Raw genomic sequence first — 17,673 nt, 5'->3', positions numbered from 1 at the left:
TGCCGATGATGCGGCTGACCCGTCGTCACGTCATGCAGGGCGGCGCTGCCGCGTTGCCGGGTCTTGCCCTGCCCGGCGTGCTGCGTGGTCAGGCCCGCGCCGCGCAGGTGTCGCTGCTGCTGGACGGGATCGGACCAGGGACGGACCCGGACAGGCTGGAATCAACCGTTGCCACCTTCCTGTCGGCCGGTCTGCCCGTGACCTGCGTGGCCGATCTGGTCGCACTGACCGCTCTCGAGGCCGGTGGCCGGCAGCTCTGCGACCTGCTGGCGCGCCTTGCGCTGCGCGATCCCGGGCTGTTCGACCTGGCCCTGCCCATCGGCAAGCTTCCGCGGACTGAGCGCTATTTCCAATTGCGCCGGGCCGGACAGCTGCGTGAGGCGGTGGTGGGTGCGTTCCGCGATGGTCCGGCAGGCGACCGCGCCTTCCCTGTGGTCACCTTGATCGACCGCGGAGAGGATCCGAACATCGACCACACCGCCTTTCGCGGGGCGGGGTTCCGCATCCACCTGCGGGCCGCAGACGGCCCGGTGTCGATGGTTGTGGCCGGGCGCGGGGAACTGGTCGGAACAGGCGGGCTGTGGACGGCGCTTGATGCGCCCGGCCTGCCGACCCGGCTGGCGCAGGCCCTGTCCGGGGGCGGCGATCTGCTGCTGTCGCTGTCGCTTGAGGGGGCCGCAGATCCGGTGGCGCGGGCCAGCGAGGTGGCCGCACTCCTGGCGGCTTCCAATGCTGCGGGACGCATCCACATGGCCAGCCCGGCGCAGCTTCGGCTATACGAAGGCCGGCCTCTGCCGATCGACCTGGCGCTGCTGGTCGAAGCGGGGACCACCCTCGAGGAAGACGATGCAATCCTTGCCTTTGTCCGCGAGCTGGCCGGCCAGGGCGTGCCGCTGACGCTGACCGGCCAGGCCGAGACCTACGGCGAACTTCCCGGGACCGTGCTGTTCTGCGCCCCGGCCGCCGCGGCGCCCGCCCTGCCACCGCCCGCCTGCCAGCGCGACGGCGACCTGCCCGCACCGGGCGGTGCGGATCCCGTCGCCGTGCATGTGGGTTCCGCTCCCGCCGTCTGGCCCGTGCAGGGCATCGACCCCGATGGCCGGCTGCGGCTGACCCCGCGCCAGTTATCGGCACCCGGGCTGGACGGGGTGCTGGACCTTTCGCCGCTGGAAGACCATGTCATCCTCATCCGACCAGCGGATGTGGCTCAGCCGGTGCGCCGCACACAACTTGTCCAGCGCCTTGTCGATGCGGCGCTGTCGGGCGAGGCCTATTTCCACACCATCCCGGGCCTTGCCGCCCACCTGGTCGAAACCGAGCCGGTGCTGGCACGACTGTGGTCCGTGCGCCGACGCAAGGTGACCGACCCGCTACGCCCGCCCTCCCCCGATGCCGCCGCGCGCTCCGGCCTTCTGGCAGACGCACGGCTCGCCTGGAGCTACATCGAGCGGTTCACAGATGCCAGGACCGGCATGTGCGCCGGTACGGTGCGGGGCGGTTCCGCCATGGTCATCAACCGCGAGGCCACGCTGTGGGATCTGGCCAGCCAGTTGCACGGCATCCGTGCTGCGCATGAGCTGGGTCTGATCGGCCGTGACGACGCAAGGGACCGCATCCGGCTGCTTGTGGCGAACCTGCCCATCGGCGAGGTCGAGGGCGCGCGCCTGCCACCCGCCATGTTCCGCACCGACACCGGCAGCGTGGTCGCGCCCGGCTTCGATGTCTGCGACGCGGGCCGTTTCCTGATCGCGCTCGACCACGTGGTCGAAGCGGGGTTGCTGGATCGCGCGGCCGCAGAAGCGGTGGTTGCGGGTTGGGATCTTGCAGTGGCCCTGCCGGAGGGTCGGCCGCGCAGCCACCTTCAGGGCCGGTGGATCGACACCACCCAGTCGCATTGCACCCCCTACAGCCGCCGCGGCATGGCGGCCTGGGGCTTTACCCTCGTCTCGCCCTATCCGGGGCTTGCGGGCGGCACGCAGTCCGATCGCGACATCGCCTTCCTTTACGACGTGGCCGCCATCGGTCAGGTCGGCGTCGAGCCGGTGCTGCTGGAGATCATCGAGCTTGGGGCCGACCGCGATTCCGCCCTGATCGCAGAGGTGCTGTTCGACGCGCAACTCGACTGGTGGGAGTCGACCGGCCAGTTCAAATGCGCCTCCGAGGCGCCATTGAACTTTCCACCCTGGTTTTCCTATCAGGGCCTTCGGTTCGGGCATCTGGGCGATGCAGCCTGGGTCGTGCGGGGCCTCGGCGGCGCCGCACAATACGACACGCCGGAATTCCGCGCGAAGGCCGAGCTTCTCAGCACCAAGTCCGCCTATCTCTGGGGCGCGGTGCGCGCGCATGACTGGTGCGACCGGCTGCTTGAGGTAATGCGGGACAGGACACGGATCGAAGGCCTGGGCTTTTCGGTCGGGGTATTCACCCGGACGATGGAGGCCATGCGGGACTACACCGATCTGAACACCAACGGCGTGATCCTGACGGCGATCGGGCATGCGTTGCGCCATGCATAGGATCCTGACCGGGCCACATACCTGCCCCGACTGCGGCAGGCTCGGCACGGTTCGGCCCTTGTCATGCCGCTGCCGCCGGTTATGACGACCCGGGGCCCGCTGGGCGACAAAGCGAAAGAAGCAGGCGTTTGACAAGGATCCCGGAAGAAGAAGAACCGGATCACGTATTCGAGGATCGAAGCGGCATCCGCGGCAAGGTGGTGGTCGTGCTGCTTGCCGTGCTGGCCGTTATGACGGTGGTCTGGCTTTGGGATCTGGGGCGCCGTCTGCTGATCGACCTGCCTCTGAACACCGCGGCAGCCCAGCCCGAGGGAACGGCCCGCCCCCCCGATGCCTTCATTACCCTGCAAGCGAATGTCGCCCGACCCTGCGAACGCAGACCCGAGACAGTAGGGGGGCGGCAGCGGCTGGTCCTGGGCTATCTGCCTGCGGCCGACAACACCGCGCTGACCGGGCTGCGCAGCCGGTGCGACCGGCTGGACCGGGTTCTGGCTGATGCCTTCCTGCTGGGCGCACCGAATGGCGCGGTGGTGCCGCTATGGGCTGGGCGCAACCGCGCGCTGCAAGACCTTGCCGATCAGATGGGGATGCCCGGCGGGTCGGCCCTGACCGTGGCGCAGATCACCGCCAGCACCCGCACGGACGAACTGGCGCACCTGCTGTCAGACGGACCGGCGCTGGACCGGATGACAGAGGAACTGGCCGGCTTCCTGCGCGAACAGCCGCTGCCAGGCCTTTGCATCGACCTGACCGCGCATCCCGATCTGGACCCGCGCCTTCTGCGCGAGGCCCTGTCGCGTCTGTCGCTGGCCGCCGGGCGACCGGGGCAATTGCCGCCCGCGCTGTGCCTGATCGCGGGGCCCGAAGCGGGGTTCTGGCGCGACGCCCGGCTTGTCAATCTGCTGGACCTTGCGGTGGTAAAGGCCTTCCGCGAAACGTCCTCGCCTCTGGTGGCGCCAGCCCCGCCGGACTGGTTCAACGTGAAAATGGCTGAGGTTAAGGCGCTGGTTCCCGGGCCGAAACTGGTTGTGGCGCTGGGAAGCTTCGGTCAGTCCTGGCAAAGCGGGCAGGCGCGAAGCCAGCGGATCAGCTTTGCCGAGGCCCTCGCCCGTGCCGACCGTGCGGACCTCTCTCCACGCTTCGACCCGGCCCGGGGGGCAACGGCGATCCGCTACCTTGATTCCGGCCGCCGGGTTAACGACATCTGGCTTCTCGACGCGGCCACTGCCGCCAACCAGCTGGCCGGGTTGGCCCAGGACCAGAGCGTTGCAATCTGGCCCTTGGGCTATGAGGATCCGGCCCTGTGGTCACTGCTTCAGCCTGACCCTGCGGGGCGCGGACCTGCCGAGCGTCTGACAGGCCCGGTGGATCTGTCGCATCAGGTCCTGACGGAAACCGGTGGCCCGGCCGTCGGTGCCATCCTACCCGCCGTGCCGGGCGAGCGGCGGGTCGCGGCGGATGCCTCAGCCTTGCGGATCACGGCGCAGGATTACGCCCCCCTGCCCCTGCCCAACCGCGTGCTTCGACGCGGGGTCCAGGTGCAGGGCGGGCTAGTCCTGGCCTTCGACGGCCTGCCAAGCCTGGGCGATGTTGATGGGCTTCTGGAAACACTTTCGCAAAGCGGGGTGAAGGCTGCCTTCTTTGCCGACCTGCGAATGTTGCTGTTGCGCGGTGCCTCGGCACGCAAGCTTGTGGCTGCAGGGCATGTTCTTGGCCTGCGCCTTCTGCCCCCCCTGCCCGACCGCGAGGAATCCCGTATCGCGGCGCGGATGTTGCTGAACTTCGCCCAGCTCTACCTTACGGAAACATTCGGTCAGCCCGCGCGGCTGGTGCTGCTGCGCCCCGGCGCCGGCCCGCCACACTTCAGCCGCGATGCCTTTGTGGCCGAAGCGGATCTGCTGGAGCGCGGGCTCATCCCCATCCGCTCCAGTTTCGATGCGCCCTTTGGCCCGATCGACCCGGACGAATTCACCGACCGCATCCTGCGTGAGGGTGGCTTCGATCAGACCCAGGTCGTGACCCTGGACCTGCGCGAATCCGGCCCCGACCAGCTGGCTGCGCTGCCGAAACTTCTGTCACGGCTGATCGCCGACGGATTCCTGTTTCTCGCCCCGGACATGGCCGCACGGGCAGATGGCACGCTCCCTACGGCCGCAGCCCTGCCCGAACCGAAGCCGGGCGACGGCCTTGCCTTCTCGCTGGCCAACTTTCTGATGAACGGGGTGACGGTCCTGTTCTTCGTTATGCTGGTGATTTCGGCCGCGTTCTCGCTGATCTACATCTTCCTGTCGCTGATCCGTCGGCGGAACCCCGGAATCGACCCGGACTTCACGCCCCCCGTCGCTGTCATCATTCCCGCCTTCAACGAGGAAAAGGTCATTGCCGCCTGCGTCGCATCGGTCATGCGGTCCGACTACCCGGATTTCCAGGTCTTCATCGTGGATGACGGATCGACCGACCATACATTCGACGTTGTGCGGCAGCTGGTGGCCGATCATCCGCGCCTGCATCTTCTGCGCGAAGAGAATGCCGGAAAATGGCACGCGGCCAATCTGGCGCTTGCCCACATCGACACGCCGATCTTCATTGCGGCCGATGCCGACTCGATCTTCCTGCCCGATACGATCCGGTGGCTGGTGCAGCCTTTCAAGGATGAACGTGTCGGCGCAGTTGCCGGGCTGGTCGAGGTCGGCAACCGCGTAAACCTGCTGACCGACTTCCAGCATCAGGAATACATGGTAACGCAGAATGTGCTGCGCCGGGCACACGAGTTCTTCGACGGCATCCTGGTGGTGCCCGGTGCGGTCGGGGCCTGGCGGACGCAGGCGGTGCGCGCCGGCGGCGGCTTTTCCGGCGAGACGATCACCGAAGATGCCGACCTGACCGTGGCCGTCCATCGCGCGGGCTATCGCGTCCGCTTCGAAGAGCGTGCCCGCTCGATCACCGAAGTCCCGGTCACCGTGCGTGCCTTCCTGCGCCAGCGGCTGCGCTGGCAGCTCGGAATGCTGCAAGTCAGCTGGAAACATCGCGGAGTCATCCCCTCGGGCCTGCCGGTGGGCTTTTCGGTGGTCGATTCGATCTGGTTCGGCCCGGTGTCGCTGCTCTTGGCCCTGCTCGATGACATCCTGCTGGTCACCGTTGTCGGCACTGCCGTATATTCCATCGTCCTGCGCGAGGCTCTGCCGGGCGGGTCGTTACCGATCCTTCTGTTCACAAGTTATTTCATCATGACCGGGATCGAGGTTCTGCGCACGCTGACCGCCTTCTGGTTCGAACGACGCTGGGAATGGAAGACGCTGTTCCTGATCCCGCTGCTGCGCTTTGGCTACCGGCAACTGCTATACATCACCGCGATCCGCGGCCTGTTCCGCGCAGTCACCGGTCATCCGACCGGCTGGTACAAGATCGACCGGACTGGCACCCGCCTGCGGGCCGCTGGTCAGCGGGCAACGGAAAGCGCCGACTGAGACCGCGTCGGCAGATCAGCCGCCCGACCCCGCACTGGATGAAGCCGTGCGCCGCTGTTTCGGCCCGAAGGGCACCTCGACGTGGGCCATCCGCTTCATGTAGCTGGTGATCGGCATGCCATAGGGATCGCGCAGATCGGCCTTTCCACCGGTCTGGATGTATTCCTGAAGCGCATAGGTCCCCAGAAGGTGTGTTGCCGCCAGCATGCCGCTGGGGGTCAGCTCGACCCCGCCTACCTCTGTCCAGGCATGGCGGTGCAGGTTCTCCGCCTCGATATAGTGCCACATCAGCTTGACCCAAGCCTCGGCCGCCTTGTCCTGCACGGCCCGGTTGGACAGGAATTCCTGCTTCGAGTCGATGCCGTTCTTTCCGGTCCATCCACCAGAGAAATTGTTGTCATAGGGGTCGCCGTCGTGGCGGACATAGCCAAGGTCGATCAGCGCCGCTTCGCCGAACTGGTAAGCCCCCAGAAAATTCAGCGTGTTTACGGCCTGATAGTCACCGCCGGATTCCATCATCCGCAGGGCGACGAGGAACGCGTTGAGAGTCTGCACCTTGCCTCCTTCCGTCCGGGCATTGCGCGGACAGGCCTTTGAAACCCGTATCTTCCGGGGATCGATGGTCGAAACCCCGCGCCTGACCACAACGCTCGCGCGCAATCTGCGCGAGAATTGTGGCCTTTCCATGCCCGCATGGCGTCAGGATTGGCCCAAGGGCCGACGTGGTTCGGTACTGCCCGACTGCCCCTTGTTCTTCGCGGGTGCATCAGCCCTAGCCGACACAGCAAGGCAGGACAAATCCCTGCGCGGGCAGTCGGCCTCTTGTTGCCGATCGGGCGGATCGCACCTCGGTGCGCGGGGATGGCCCGGGCGCAACTTCCGGCCAACTTGTTGACAGTGGCGCAAAAACCGGGTGTCGCCTGCCAGGAGGCACGTTATAGTGCCACAGACAGATGCAAGAGCGTCGGCCGGCCAACCGGCGGCCAGGCTTCCGCAAGCCGGCTTCGGAGCAGCCCGGTTCCCGGACGGCAGAGGCGCAACGACGGAGGCGGCAGTGAACGGCAGGTTCCTAATGGGCGCATTGACCGGCGGGGTGCTGGTGGTCGGCGGGCTGATGGTGGGATCCGTCCTGTTTCCGCCGCAGACACCCGCCCCAACAGAGCCCGCGCCCGCGTCACAGCCTGCCGTGCCCGAACCGGCCCCGGAAACACCCGCCCAGTCGCCCCAGGAACCTGTGCCGACGCCCACGCCGGAACCCGCCCCCGAACCCGCGCCCGCAGCCGCTCCGCTGCCGGAAGCCGGAACCAAGACCGATGCCGTGGCAGCGCCGGTGACGACCGACACCGCCGTTGCCGCCGCAGTGGCCCCCGAGCCGACGGGTCAGGACACGGCAGCCGAAGCCAAGCCGCCTGCTGCCCCCCAGCCGCAGGCCGAAGCCGGGCCCTCCCTGTCCGGCGCCGATATTGCGCCGGGGGTGCCGAACACCGAGGAAAATCAGCTTGAGCCCGGCCCGCAGGCCAAAGGCCTGGCAGAGGTCGTCCAGCCGACGCTGCCATCGGCACCGCTGGGGCTGCCCCAACTGGACACCGACACCGTGATTGCCGCGCAGGACAAGGTGGCCAAGCCCCTGCCCGATGCCGGAGCCACCTCTGAAGCAGCCACTGCGGACACTCCTGCGGAAACCGTACCCCCCGTGGCCTCGGCCGCGCCGATTCCCGCTTCGGATCAGGACGAGATGGCCGAAATGCCCGGCGAGCAGCCCGAAAGGCTGATCGAGCCAAAACAGGACGCCCCCTTGCCGGAGGTGGCCGAACTGCCCGAGGCCCCGACGCTCAGGCCTGCGCCGGGCCTTGGCAGCGGGGCCGAGGGCGTGATCGTGCGCCGCCTGCCGCAGGTTGGCGATCCCCCGCCCGTCGAAGCAGGTGCGGGCGAAGCGGGGGCGGGTGCAGCCGGTATGGCAGAAAACCCTGGCGACGACCGGCCGATCATGCGCTTTGCTGCCACGTTCGAGAACCCGGACGGCCGGCCGCTGATGTCGGTGGTGCTGATCGACTCGGGCCGCGACGATCTGGACCGCGCCGCGCTGGCCGCTCTGCCCATGCCGCTGACCTTCGCGCTCGACCCGCTCGACCCGCGAACGCCCGAACGTGCCGCGATCTATCGTGCGGCGGGCAAGGAGGTGGTGATGCTGGCCACCGGCATAGCCGAGGGGGCCACCGCCGCGGACATCGAGGTGGCGTTCCAGTCGATGGAGCAGGGTCTGCCGGAAGCCGTCGCCGTGATGGATCTGGCGCAGCCGGTGTTCCAGCAGCGGCGCCCGCTGGCAAGCCTGGTCGTGCCCGTGATCGGGGCGCAAGGGCGCGGCCTTCTGACCTGGGACCACGGGCTGAACGCCGCCGATCAGGTCGCCCGGCGCGACGATGTTCCCGCCGCAGTCGTGTTCCGCGACCTGACATCTGCGGGGAACGACCGGACCGCGATCCGCCGAATTCTCGACCGGGCCGTGTTCAAGGCGGGGCAGGATGGCCGCGTCGTCGTCGCAGGCGAGGCATTGCCCGAGACGGTCGCGGCATTGCTGGAATGGTCGGTCGAAGGGCGTGGCGCAACCGTGGCGATGGCGCCCCTGACGGCTGTACTTGCGGTGGACTGACAGGGTCGGACGGCGGCCTGGCTTCCGGCCCTGCCCGATCTGTCCTGCCCAGCCGTTCACTCACGGGCGTAGCGGTCCTCGTAGCGAACGATGTCGTCTTCGCCCAGATAGCTGCCGGTCTGTACCTCGATCAGGACCATCGGCACCCGTCCGGGATTTTCCAGCCGGTGAACTTCGCCCAGGGGGACGTAGATCGACTGGTTCTCACTGACCAGGCAGACCCTGTCGCCTACAGTCACCCGTGCGGTGCCCTGCACCACGACCCAGTGTTCCGACCGGTGCAGATGGGATTGCAGCGACAGCGCGGCGCCCGGATGGACATGGATCCGCTTGACCTGAAAGCGTTCGCCCGCACCGATCGTTTCATACCAGCCCCAAGGCCGCAGCTCGCGGGCAAAGGCAGTTGCCTGCGGGACTGCGCGCGCACGCAGTGTCTCGACGGCAAGCCTGACCGCCTGGGAACACCCGATATCGGCCACAAGAACCGCGTCGCGGGTGGCCACGGCGACCACGTTCTTCAGGCCGATCCCGACAAGCTCTATCCCGTCGCTGTCGGAACGCAGCAGGGTATTCTCGCACTCCACCGCAGTCGCATGACCCTGCAGCGCCGTTCCCGTGCGGTCGCGAGGCGCCTGTTCAAGGACCGCCGCCCACGAGCCCAGGTCGGCCCATCCGCCGTCATGGCGCACCACCGACAGGTTCGACACCCTTTCCATGATCGCATGATCGATGGAGATGTCCGCAACACGTGACCAGGGCCCCGCAGACAGACGGATGAAGCCAAGGTCGGCCGAGGCCTCGGTGACAGCCTCCCGTGCCGCGGCGAGCAACTCGGGCACATGCCGCGCTGCCGCGCCCAGCAGCACATCGGCGCGCACCAGAAACAGCCCCGAATTCCAAAGGCATCGGGGATTGGCCAGCAGGCGGCCGGCAAGAGCGGCCGCCGGCTTTTCGATGAAACGGACGAGGGTCTCCACCCCCGGATGGCTTGGCTCGCCGCATTCCAGCCAGCCATAGCCGGTTTCGGCCCGCGTCGGAGTGATGCCGAAGGTGACGATCCTGCCATCGCTCGCGGCGGGAACGCCCAGTTCGACGGCCGCACGAAAGGCTGCCGCGTCGGGGATCAGCTGGTCGGACGGTACCACAAGGATCAGGCCCTCAGGCCCGCCCCGCGAAAGATACAGGGCCGCGGCCAGCGCGGCGCCTGCGGTATTCCTGGGGAAGGGTTCCAGGATCAGGCCCTGGGCGGGAACGCCCGCCCGATCCAGCTGTTCGGCGGCGATGAAGCGGAACTCTTCTGCCGTGACGACCAAAGGCGCGGTGAACCCCGGCGCATCGAAACGCCGAGCCGAAGCCTGGAACAGGCTTTCCTCGCCGACAAGGGCGGCAAACTGCTTGGGAAACCGCGCGCGAGAGACCGGCCAGAGCCGCGTTCCCGACCCGCCAGCCAGCAGCACCGGCGTGATCAGTCCGGCCCCCAACCTGCCGCCCGCCGGCGCCGCACGCACTTCGCTGATGCTTCCGTCCACGTCAGCCTCATCCGTCTGCCATGTCCCAGACTGGTGACGAGACGGTTACCAAATGGTAAAGACGCGGCGATCTTTCCGCGGTCTTTCAAAGGCCTGTCCGTGTCTGTCACCGGCCCTTCACCATGGCGCGGCCCTGAAGGTCAACGTCCCGATCGCCGGCGCCTTGGTCGATGCCGCTGACGGGGCGCATCAGCCCCAGTCCCAGTCCAGCACCACCTTGCCCGACAGGCCTGACCGCATGGCTGCGAAACCTTCCTCGAAGCGGTCAACCGGAAAGCGGTGGGTGATGACGCGACGGATGTCCAGCCCGTTCTCCAGCATGGCGATCATCTTGTACCAGGTCTCGAAGATCTCGCGGCCATAGACGCCCTTGATGGTGATGGCCTTGAATACGATCCGCGACCAGTCCACCGGGGATTTGCCGGGCGGGATGCCCAGCATGGCGATGCGCCCGCCCATCACCATGTGCTCGACCATCTGGTCGAGGGCCTGCTGGCTGCCCGACATCTCCATCCCCACATCGAAGCCCTGCGTCATGTGCAGGCTGGCATAGACCGATTTCAGCTCGGTGGTGGCGACGTTGACCGGCACCACGTCGGCGACCTGTGCGGCAAGGTCCAGGCGGGCCTGGTTGATGTCGGTGATCACCACATGCCGCGCGCCCACATGCCGGGCGACGGCGGCGGCCATGATGCCGATGGGGCCTGCGCCGGTTATCAGCACGTCCTCGCCGATCACATCGAAGGAAAGCGCGGTATGGACGGCGTTGCCCAAGGGATCGAGGATCGCGCCGATCTCGTCTTCGATGGCGTCCGGCAGGGGGACGACGTTGAAGGCAGGCAGGCGCAGGTATTCTGCGAAGGCGCCGGGTTCGTTGACGCCGATGCCGCGGGTTTCAGGGTCGAGGTGGAACCTGCCCGACCGGCTTTGCCGCGAGGTCTTGCCGATCAGGTGGCCTTCGCCCGAACAGCGTTGCCCGATCTCCAGCCCTTCGACGTTGCGGCCCTTGTCCACGATGACGCCGGCGAATTCGTGGCCCGTCACCAGCGGCACCGGGATGGTCCTTTGCGCCCAGTCGTCCCAGTTCCAGATATGGATGTCGGTGCCGCAGATGCCGGTCTTGTGGATCTTGATGAGCACGTCGTCGGGGCCGATTTCCGGGACGGGCCGTGTTTCCATCCAGAGGCCGGGCTCGGGGCGGGCCTTGACCAGAGCCTTCATTGCATTCGTCATTTCAGCACTCCCGTGGCTTTCCCGGCGGCGGTGAAGGCGTCAAGCGCGAAGTCGAGGTCTGCCCGGGTCAGCGCCGCGTTCATCTGGGTGCGGATGCGGGCCTGGCCCTTGGGCACGACCGGGAAGAAGAAGGGCGCGACATGGACGCCGCGGGTGGCAAGGTCGGCGGCCATTCCTTGCGCGAGTCTCGCCTCGCCCAGCATGACCGGGATGATCGGGTGGTCGCCGGGCAAAAGGGTGAAGCCCGCCGCCGTCAGCCCTGCGCGCCAGTAGGCGGCGTTCTCGGCCAGGCGCGCGCGCAGGTCGTCCGCCGCCTCGACGATGTCGATGGCCGCCAGAGCCGCGCCCACCACCGCCGGTGGCAGGGCATTCGAGAACAGGTAGGGCCGTGCGCGCTGGCGCAAGAGGTCGATCACCGGCTGAGGTCCGGCGATGTATCCCCCCAGCGCACCCCCCAACGCCTTGCCCAGCGTTCCGGTCAGCAGATCCACCGTCACCCCCGCGCGCGCCGGGGTGCCGCGTCCCTGCGGGCCGACAAAGCCGGTCGCGTGGCAGTCGTCAACCATGACCAGCGCGCCATAGCGGTCGGCCAGTTCCCGGATTTCGGGAAGGGGCGCGAAATAGCCGTCCATCGAAAAGACGCCGTCGGTCGCGATCAGGACGAAGCGCGCCCCGTTTTCACGGGCCTCGCGCAGGCGCGTCTCCAGCTCGTTCATTTCGGCATTTGCATAGCGGTAGCGCCGCGCCTTGCAGAGCCTTATGCCGTCGATGATGCTGGCATGGTTCAGGCTGTCCGAGATCACCGCATCCTCGGGACCGAGCAGCGGTTCGAAAAGCCCGCCGTTCGCATCGAAACAGGCGGCGAAAAGAATGGCATCCTCCTGCCCCAGATAACCGGCAAGCCGGGCCTCCAGCCTGCGATGCAGATCCTGGGTGCCGCAGATGAAGCGGACCGAGGCCATGCCGTAGCCGTGGCTGTCCATCGCGGCCTTTGCCGCAGCGATCAGACGGGGATCGTCGGCAAGACCCAGATAGTTGTTGGCACAGAGGTTCAGCACCTCGCGCCCCTCCATCATCACGCGCGTGCCCTGCGCGCCCGAGATCGGCCTCTCATGTTTCATCAGACCCTCGGCCTCGATCCCGGCCAGCGTCGCCGTGATATGGGCAAGAAAGGCGGCCTTGTCCGTCATGCCAGATCCCCTTCCAACTTGCCGGATGCTGACAGGGCGCCCGGCCCATGTCAACATGCCGGAATCGTATCCGTAATGACGGAATCTTCCATCTTCCTCTCTGCCCAAATATCCCGCGGGGGCGCGGGGGTATGACCCCCGCTCCTGCGGGTCAACTGTCCTGCACGATCAGGATGGCGCGGGCCGCTGCGTCCTCCGCCGCGATCTCGTGCGGTCGGTCGGCCGGATAGCGGGCCACATCGCCGGCACCCAGCGTTTCGACCGCATCGCCCGACCGCACCGAGAGCCGACCCTCCAGAACCGTCAGGTGTTCCCGGCATCCGGGAGAATGGGACTCCGATAGCAGACGCGCAGCCGGTGCGAAGGTCAGATCATAGACTTCGTGGCGGCCGACGCTTTCCGGCGCCGACAGGATGCGGATCGTGACGCCGCTGCGCTGGATCACCGGGGTGGTGCCTGCGCGGGTGACTTCGATCCCCGGTGCGGGGCGCCCTTCCAGCAGACCGGCAAAATCCAGCTGCAAGGCTTGGGTGAGCGCCCAAAGCGTGGCAACAGTGGGCGAGGATTCGCCCCGCTCGATCTGGCTGACCATCGACCGGCTGACGCCCGAAAGCTTCGCGATGGCATCCAGCGACAGGCCTCGCGCCTTACGCGCGGCGCGCAGGGATGCAGCCAGTCGGTCGTGGATGTCGGAGCGGTCAGCCATCATGATCCATGGTGGCGGGCCTTGGCGCGGGCGTCAATCACCGGGCCGCCGCATCCCAGAGGGACACTTCGCGCGCCGCACAGACGCGGCCAACCGGCGGGCTCAGGTGCCGCAATAGGTGATGTAGCTGCCGAAACCCGAGGGCGCGGGCAGCATGTAGGGCTCGGCCTCGACGAAGGGGTGCTGCACGGCGGCCAGCAGCGCATGGAACGGCGCCATGTCTCCGGCCGTGGCCGCGGCCAGCGCCTCTTCGACCTTGTGGTTGCGCGGTATGACCGCAGGGTTGGCCCTTGCAAGCCGCTCGGCTGCCCCCTCGCCCGCCCGGGCGCGCCAGCGCGGCAGCCAGGCCTCCATCGTTCGGAAATCATCGAACAGCGGGCGCAGTGCCGCTTCGTCGGCGAGGCGGCGAAAGGTCAGCGTCCAGTCAGCCCCCGCCAGTGCGGCCAACAGGTCGTCCGCCAGTGCGGCATCCCCGGCTTCCTCGCCGACCAGACCCAGCTTCCGCCGCATCACGGAAAGCCATTCCGCCCGGTAGCGGCCGGCTATGCCGGACAACCGGTCATTGGCGATCTCGATCGCGCGATCCTGATCGGGGTCGATCAACGGCACCAGCGTCTCGGCCAGGCGTGCGAGGTTCCAGCCCAGGATCAGAGGCTGATTGGCATAGGCATAGCGGCCCTGATGGTCGATGGACGAGAATACCGTGCCCGGCGCATACCCTTCCATGAAGGCGCAGGGGCCATAGTCGATGGTTTCGCCGGAAATCGCCATGTTGTCGGTGTTCATCACCCCATGCACGAAGCCCAGGCCCATCCATTCCGCGACCAGCCTTGCCTGGGCCGCGATCACCGCATCCAGCAGAGCAAGCGCCGGCCGGTCGGCCTGCGCAATGTCGGGATAGTGTCGGGCTATGGCATGATCGGCCAAGGCCCTGACGCGTGCCTGGTCACCGCGTGCGGCGAAGAACTGGAACGTGCCGACGCGCAGATGGCTGGCTGCCACCCGGGCAAGGACGGCGCCAGGCAGCTTCGTCTCGCGCCAGATCTCTTCGCCCGTGGCAACCACGGCCAGCGACCGGGTGGTGGGCACACCCACGGCGGCCATGAATTCCGAAATCAGGTATTCGCGCAGCATTGGCCCGACCGCAGCCTTGCCGTCGCCGCCGCGGGAAAACGGGGTGCGGCCGGATCCCTTCAGCTGGATGTCGAATCGGCGCCCGTCGGGAGAGATGACTTCGCCAAGAAGGTGCGCGCGACCATCGCCAAGCTGGGGGGAAAAGCCGCCGAACTGGTGGCCCGCGTAGGCCTGGGCGATGGGATCTGCACCGGGCGGCAGCGCCGCGCCGGAAAACCAGGCTTCTGCCTGCCCCGGATCGAGGTCGAGACCAAGATCACGGGCAAGGGCCTCGTTCAGGATCAGCAGGCGTGGCGCGGGCGCCGGGTCCGGCGTGACCCGCAGATAGGTCCCGGGCAGGTCGCGTGCATAGGAATGGTCGAAGATTATGGTCATGCCGAAGATATGCGCCCCGCAGGCGGGCGCGGCAATGGCGGATGCGCAACTTCCGGCCGCTCGGTCTGCAGGGAGCGAAGGGATGGTCGGGGCGGCGGGATTCGAACTCGCGACCTACGGTACCCAAAACCGTCGCGCTACCAGGCTGCGCTACGCCCCGACGCGACCTTCCTTAGCGGGAACGCCGCGGGTTGAAAAGCCGTTATCCGTCGCAGCGCCAGGCGGCGGTTGCCGCCGCAATAGCCGGATGGCGCAACTCGGCGCCGGGAGCGATACCAAGACGCGCGGCCAGGCCGCCGTTGATCTCCAGCACATAGACCACGCCCTCACCACCGTCGATCGGCGTCAGGTCGCCCGGAATGGCGTTGGCGTGAACGCGGGTCACGCGCCCGGCTGCATCGGCAAAGATCATGTCCAGCGGGATCAGCGTGTTCTTCATCCAGAACTGCGCCCGCAGCGGGGTTTCATAGACGAACAGCATCCCCGCCGCGGGATCAAGCCTTTCGCGGAACATCAGGCCCCGTGCGCGTTCGGCCGGGTCATCGGCAAGCTCTACCGTGAAGCTTGCGCTGCCACCTGCCCAGCGCAGATCGACCCGATCGGGGGCACAGGCCGCCTCGGCAAGGGCCGGCGCCGATGCAACCGGCCCCGCCGACAGGGCAAGGGCGATCAGAAGAACAGACCTCATGCCACCCCGCGCGCTGCCGTTTCCCACGACACGACCTGGACCGCCATCCGCCCACGCCGCCCCTGGATGATCCGCAGGGCCACGGCCTCGCCCGCGGCAAGGTCGGCAAAGCCAGACACGCGCAGCACCTCGGCATGGATGAACACGTCCTCGCAGCGGCCGAAGACATTGGCGAAACCGAACCCCTTGCCCTTGTCGAACCATTTGACCCGCGACGGCTCCAGCGGCAGGGCAAGCATGTCGTCGCCCACCAGCTGGCCCGCCTCGTCGGACAGCGGAAAGACCACACCTTCGGGCGGGTCGATTCGCATCACCTCGGTCGCCTGGACGCCGCGCTGGGTCTTCTGGACCTTCACCACGATGCCAGCGCCGTCCGCCACCGATCCCTGACCAAAGTTCCGCAGAACATTGGCATGCAGCAGGATATCCGCATTCGTCTCTTCCGAGACGATGAAACCGAAACCCTTGGAGGGATCAAACCACTTAACGCGACCATGCACGAGCTGCATGACCTCATCTTCGTCAGTCATAAGCAGAGCCTTCTCCCCAGAATGAGCCCCTAGGCGACCAGATGCCGCCAATATTGTGCCGGGTTCAAGTACGAATCCGCAGCGCGGCGGCACCCTCGGGTCGAACTGTGTCAAAACTAGGGATAAAGGCGCTGGATTTTCCAGGCCCCGTCCACCCGGTCGCGCGACCAGCGGAAGCGGTCATGCAACCGGAAGGCCCCGTCGGCCCAGAATTCGATCTCGACCGGCCTGATGCGGATGCCGCCCCAGAAGGGCGGGCGGGGTGGATTCGGCCCCTTGGTCAGCCCGACCTTCGCCGCCTCGGCCATCAGCGCCTCGCGCGAGGACAGGGGTTGCGACTGCCGGCTTGCCCAGGCGCCAAGGCGCGATTTCAGGCTGCGGCTTGCAAAATAGGCATCGGCCTGGGGGCCTTCCTCGCGCTCGGTGAAGCCCCGGACCCTGATCTGGCGGCGCAGCGACTTCCAGTGCAGCACGAAGGCAGCCTTGCCCGAGGCTGCAATCTCCTGCGCCTTCTTCGAGCCGTAGTTGGTGTAGAAGACGAAGGCATCCGCCTCGATCTCCTTCAACAGCACCATGCGGACATTCGGCATGCCCTCGGCATCGACGGTGGCCAGCGCGATGGCGTTCGGATCGTTAGGTTCCTTCGGCTCGGCCTCGCTCAGCCAGTCGCGCGCCAGCTGGAACGGGTCATCGCCCGCGAAGATGCCGCTGCGGTCCATGATGTCTCCTTGCCCCGGCGGAAGGACGCGCCTTGAAGGGCCGCGCCTCTTCGCCTACACGTCTTGGTCAACGAAAAGGTGGCCAAGGGGACGGGAATGTCAACCGGACTGATGCAGGGCAAGCGCGGGCTGATCATGGGGCTTGCGAACGACAAGTCCATAGCCTGGGGCATCGCCCAGGCCGTCGCGGCCCAGGGGGCAGACCTGGCTTTTTCCTATCAGGGCGAGGCCCTGAAGAAACGGGTCGAGCCGCTGGCGGCCTCGTTGGGCAAGCCGCTGCTTTACGAATGCGATGTGGCCAGTGACGAAAGCATCGATGCCCTGTTCACCGCACTCAAGGCCGAATGGGGGCAACTGGATTTCGTGGTCCACGCCATCGGCTTCGCCGACAAGAACGAGTTGCGCGGCCGCTATGTCGACACCTCGCGCGCCGGCTTTCTGCTGGCGATGGACATTTCGGTCTATTCGTTCACCGCAGTCTGCCAGCGGGCCAGTGCGATGATGGGGCCCGGCGGCAGCCTTCTGACGCTAACCTACTACGGCGCCGAAAAGGTCATGCCGCATTACAACGTGATGGGCGTGGCAAAGGCCGGACTCGAGGCTTCGGTCAAGTATCTGGCCGAGGATCTGGGCAAGGACGGCATCCGGGTGAATGCGATCAGCGCGGGGCCGATAAAGACGCTGGCCGCCAGCGGCATCGGCGACTTCCGCTACATCATGCGCTGGAACGAGCTGAACTCGCCCCTGCGGCGGAACGTGACGCAGGAAGAAGTCGGCAAGGCCGCGCTTTACCTTCTGTCGGACCTCGGCTCGGGCACGACTGGCGAGAACCTGCATGTCGATGCGGGCTATCATGTCGTCGGCATGAAGGCGATCGACGCGCCCGACATCGACATCGTGACCGGCAGGAAGGACGGCGGGCAGTGACGCCTGTGG

General features: G+C 67.2%; 13 protein-coding genes and 1 tRNA gene. 4 read left to right on the top strand and 10 right to left on the bottom strand.

The window, feature by feature from the left end; translation table 11 throughout:
* The first annotated feature begins 5 nt into the window (after positions 1-5).
* Positions 6-2,516 carry a DUF3131 domain-containing protein gene (locus EZM81_RS00630; RefSeq protein WP_136644412.1) on the top strand — a complete coding sequence of 837 codons (2,511 nt, stop codon included), beginning with the start codon at positions 6-8 and terminating at the stop codon, positions 2,514-2,516.
* Between the two features lie 128 nt (positions 2,517-2,644).
* Positions 2,645-5,983: a glycosyltransferase gene (locus EZM81_RS00625; protein WP_136644411.1), complete on the top strand. Its 3,339-nt coding sequence runs from the start codon at positions 2,645-2,647 to the stop codon at positions 5,981-5,983.
* A 15-nt stretch (positions 5,984-5,998) separates the two neighbouring features.
* Here EZM81_RS00625 and EZM81_RS00620 read toward each other — a convergent pair whose 3' ends face one another.
* Positions 5,999-6,538 carry a hypothetical protein gene (locus tag EZM81_RS00620; RefSeq protein ID WP_135447261.1) on the bottom strand — a complete coding sequence of 180 codons (540 nt, stop codon included), beginning with the start codon at positions 6,536-6,538 and terminating at the stop codon, positions 5,999-6,001.
* Positions 6,539-7,037: 499 nt separating this feature from the next.
* Here EZM81_RS00620 and EZM81_RS00615 point away from each other — a divergent pair, with 499 nt between their 5' ends.
* Complete coding sequence (locus EZM81_RS00615; RefSeq protein WP_136644410.1) at positions 7,038-8,633, top strand: divergent polysaccharide deacetylase family protein; 1,596 nt, start codon at positions 7,038-7,040, stop codon at positions 8,631-8,633.
* A 56-nt stretch (positions 8,634-8,689) separates the two neighbouring features.
* On the opposite strand, the gene EZM81_RS00610 is transcribed toward EZM81_RS00615, so the two are convergent.
* The 9 genes from EZM81_RS00610 to pdxH form a co-directional block, all read right to left on the bottom strand.
* Complete coding sequence (locus tag EZM81_RS00610; protein WP_136644671.1) at positions 8,690-10,102, bottom strand: mannose-1-phosphate guanylyltransferase/mannose-6-phosphate isomerase; 1,413 nt, start codon at positions 10,100-10,102, stop codon at positions 8,690-8,692.
* 249 nt (positions 10,103-10,351) lie between these two features.
* Entirely contained in the window at positions 10,352-11,395 is a 1,044-nt protein-coding gene (gene tdh / locus EZM81_RS00605) for an L-threonine 3-dehydrogenase (protein ID WP_169052264.1), read from the bottom strand.
* Entirely contained in the window at positions 11,392-12,585 is a 1,194-nt protein-coding gene (locus EZM81_RS00600; protein ID WP_136644409.1) for a glycine C-acetyltransferase, read from the bottom strand. Before EZM81_RS00600 ends, tdh begins: the two co-directional genes overlap by 4 nt.
* A 151-nt stretch (positions 12,586-12,736) precedes the next feature.
* A complete protein-coding gene (locus tag EZM81_RS00595; protein WP_248298087.1) occupies positions 12,737-13,294 on the bottom strand; it encodes a helix-turn-helix domain-containing protein in 558 nt (185 codons plus the stop codon).
* 99 nt (positions 13,295-13,393) lie between these two features.
* Positions 13,394-14,800 (bottom strand): YdiU family protein, encoded by a 1,407-nt coding sequence (locus tag EZM81_RS00590; protein ID WP_136644407.1) that lies wholly within the window; start codon positions 14,798-14,800, stop codon positions 13,394-13,396.
* Positions 14,801-14,883: 83 nt separating this feature from the next.
* Positions 14,884-14,960, bottom strand: a tRNA-Pro gene (locus tag EZM81_RS00585).
* A gap of 42 nt (positions 14,961-15,002) precedes the next feature.
* Positions 15,003-15,488 carry a DUF192 domain-containing protein gene (locus EZM81_RS00580; RefSeq protein WP_135447270.1) on the bottom strand — a complete coding sequence of 162 codons (486 nt, stop codon included), beginning with the start codon at positions 15,486-15,488 and terminating at the stop codon, positions 15,003-15,005.
* Entirely contained in the window at positions 15,485-16,018 is a 534-nt protein-coding gene (locus EZM81_RS00575; protein ID WP_136644406.1) for a cold-shock protein, read from the bottom strand. The genes EZM81_RS00580 and EZM81_RS00575 overlap by 4 nt, the downstream gene beginning before the upstream one ends.
* Positions 16,019-16,134: 116 nt before the next feature.
* Positions 16,135-16,737, bottom strand: a complete 603-nt coding sequence (gene pdxH, locus EZM81_RS00570) for a pyridoxamine 5'-phosphate oxidase (RefSeq protein WP_136644405.1) — start codon at positions 16,735-16,737, stop codon at positions 16,135-16,137.
* Between the two features lie 96 nt (positions 16,738-16,833).
* Here pdxH and fabI point away from each other — a divergent pair, with 96 nt between their 5' ends.
* Positions 16,834-17,664 carry an enoyl-ACP reductase FabI gene (gene fabI, locus EZM81_RS00565; RefSeq protein ID WP_135447277.1) on the top strand — a complete coding sequence of 277 codons (831 nt, stop codon included), beginning with the start codon at positions 16,834-16,836 and terminating at the stop codon, positions 17,662-17,664.
* The last annotated feature ends 9 nt before the right edge of the window (positions 17,665-17,673 follow it).

The sequence above is a fragment of the Tabrizicola sp. YIM 78059 genome (assembly GCF_004959785.1).
Classification (GTDB): Bacteria; Pseudomonadota; Alphaproteobacteria; order Rhodobacterales; family Rhodobacteraceae; genus Tabrizicola; species Tabrizicola caldifontis.
The sequence above is the reverse complement of the archived record's forward strand: the minus strand, read 5'-3'. Positions and strand labels throughout refer to the sequence as shown.

Coding starts and splice junctions, on each gene's coding strand:
- EZM81_RS00600 (WP_136644409.1), bottom strand. CDS start 12,585: ATGACGGACAAGGCCGCCTTTCTTGCCCATATCACGGCGACGCTGGCC.
- tdh (WP_169052264.1), bottom strand. CDS start 11,395: ATGACGAATGCAATGAAGGCTCTGGTCAAGGCCCGCCCCGAGCCCGGC.
- EZM81_RS00580 (WP_135447270.1), bottom strand. CDS start 15,488: ATGAGGTCTGTTCTTCTGATCGCCCTTGCCCTGTCGGCGGGGCCGGTT.
- EZM81_RS00630 (WP_136644412.1), top strand. CDS start 6: ATGATGCGGCTGACCCGTCGTCACGTCATGCAGGGCGGCGCTGCCGCG.
- EZM81_RS00590 (WP_136644407.1), bottom strand. CDS start 14,800: ATGACCATAATCTTCGACCATTCCTATGCACGCGACCTGCCCGGGACC.
- fabI (WP_135447277.1), top strand. CDS start 16,834: ATGTCAACCGGACTGATGCAGGGCAAGCGCGGGCTGATCATGGGGCTT.
- pdxH (WP_136644405.1), bottom strand. CDS start 16,737: ATGGACCGCAGCGGCATCTTCGCGGGCGATGACCCGTTCCAGCTGGCG.
- EZM81_RS00575 (WP_136644406.1), bottom strand. CDS start 16,018: ATGACTGACGAAGATGAGGTCATGCAGCTCGTGCATGGTCGCGTTAAG.
- EZM81_RS00595 (WP_248298087.1), bottom strand. CDS start 13,294: ATGATGGCTGACCGCTCCGACATCCACGACCGACTGGCTGCATCCCTG.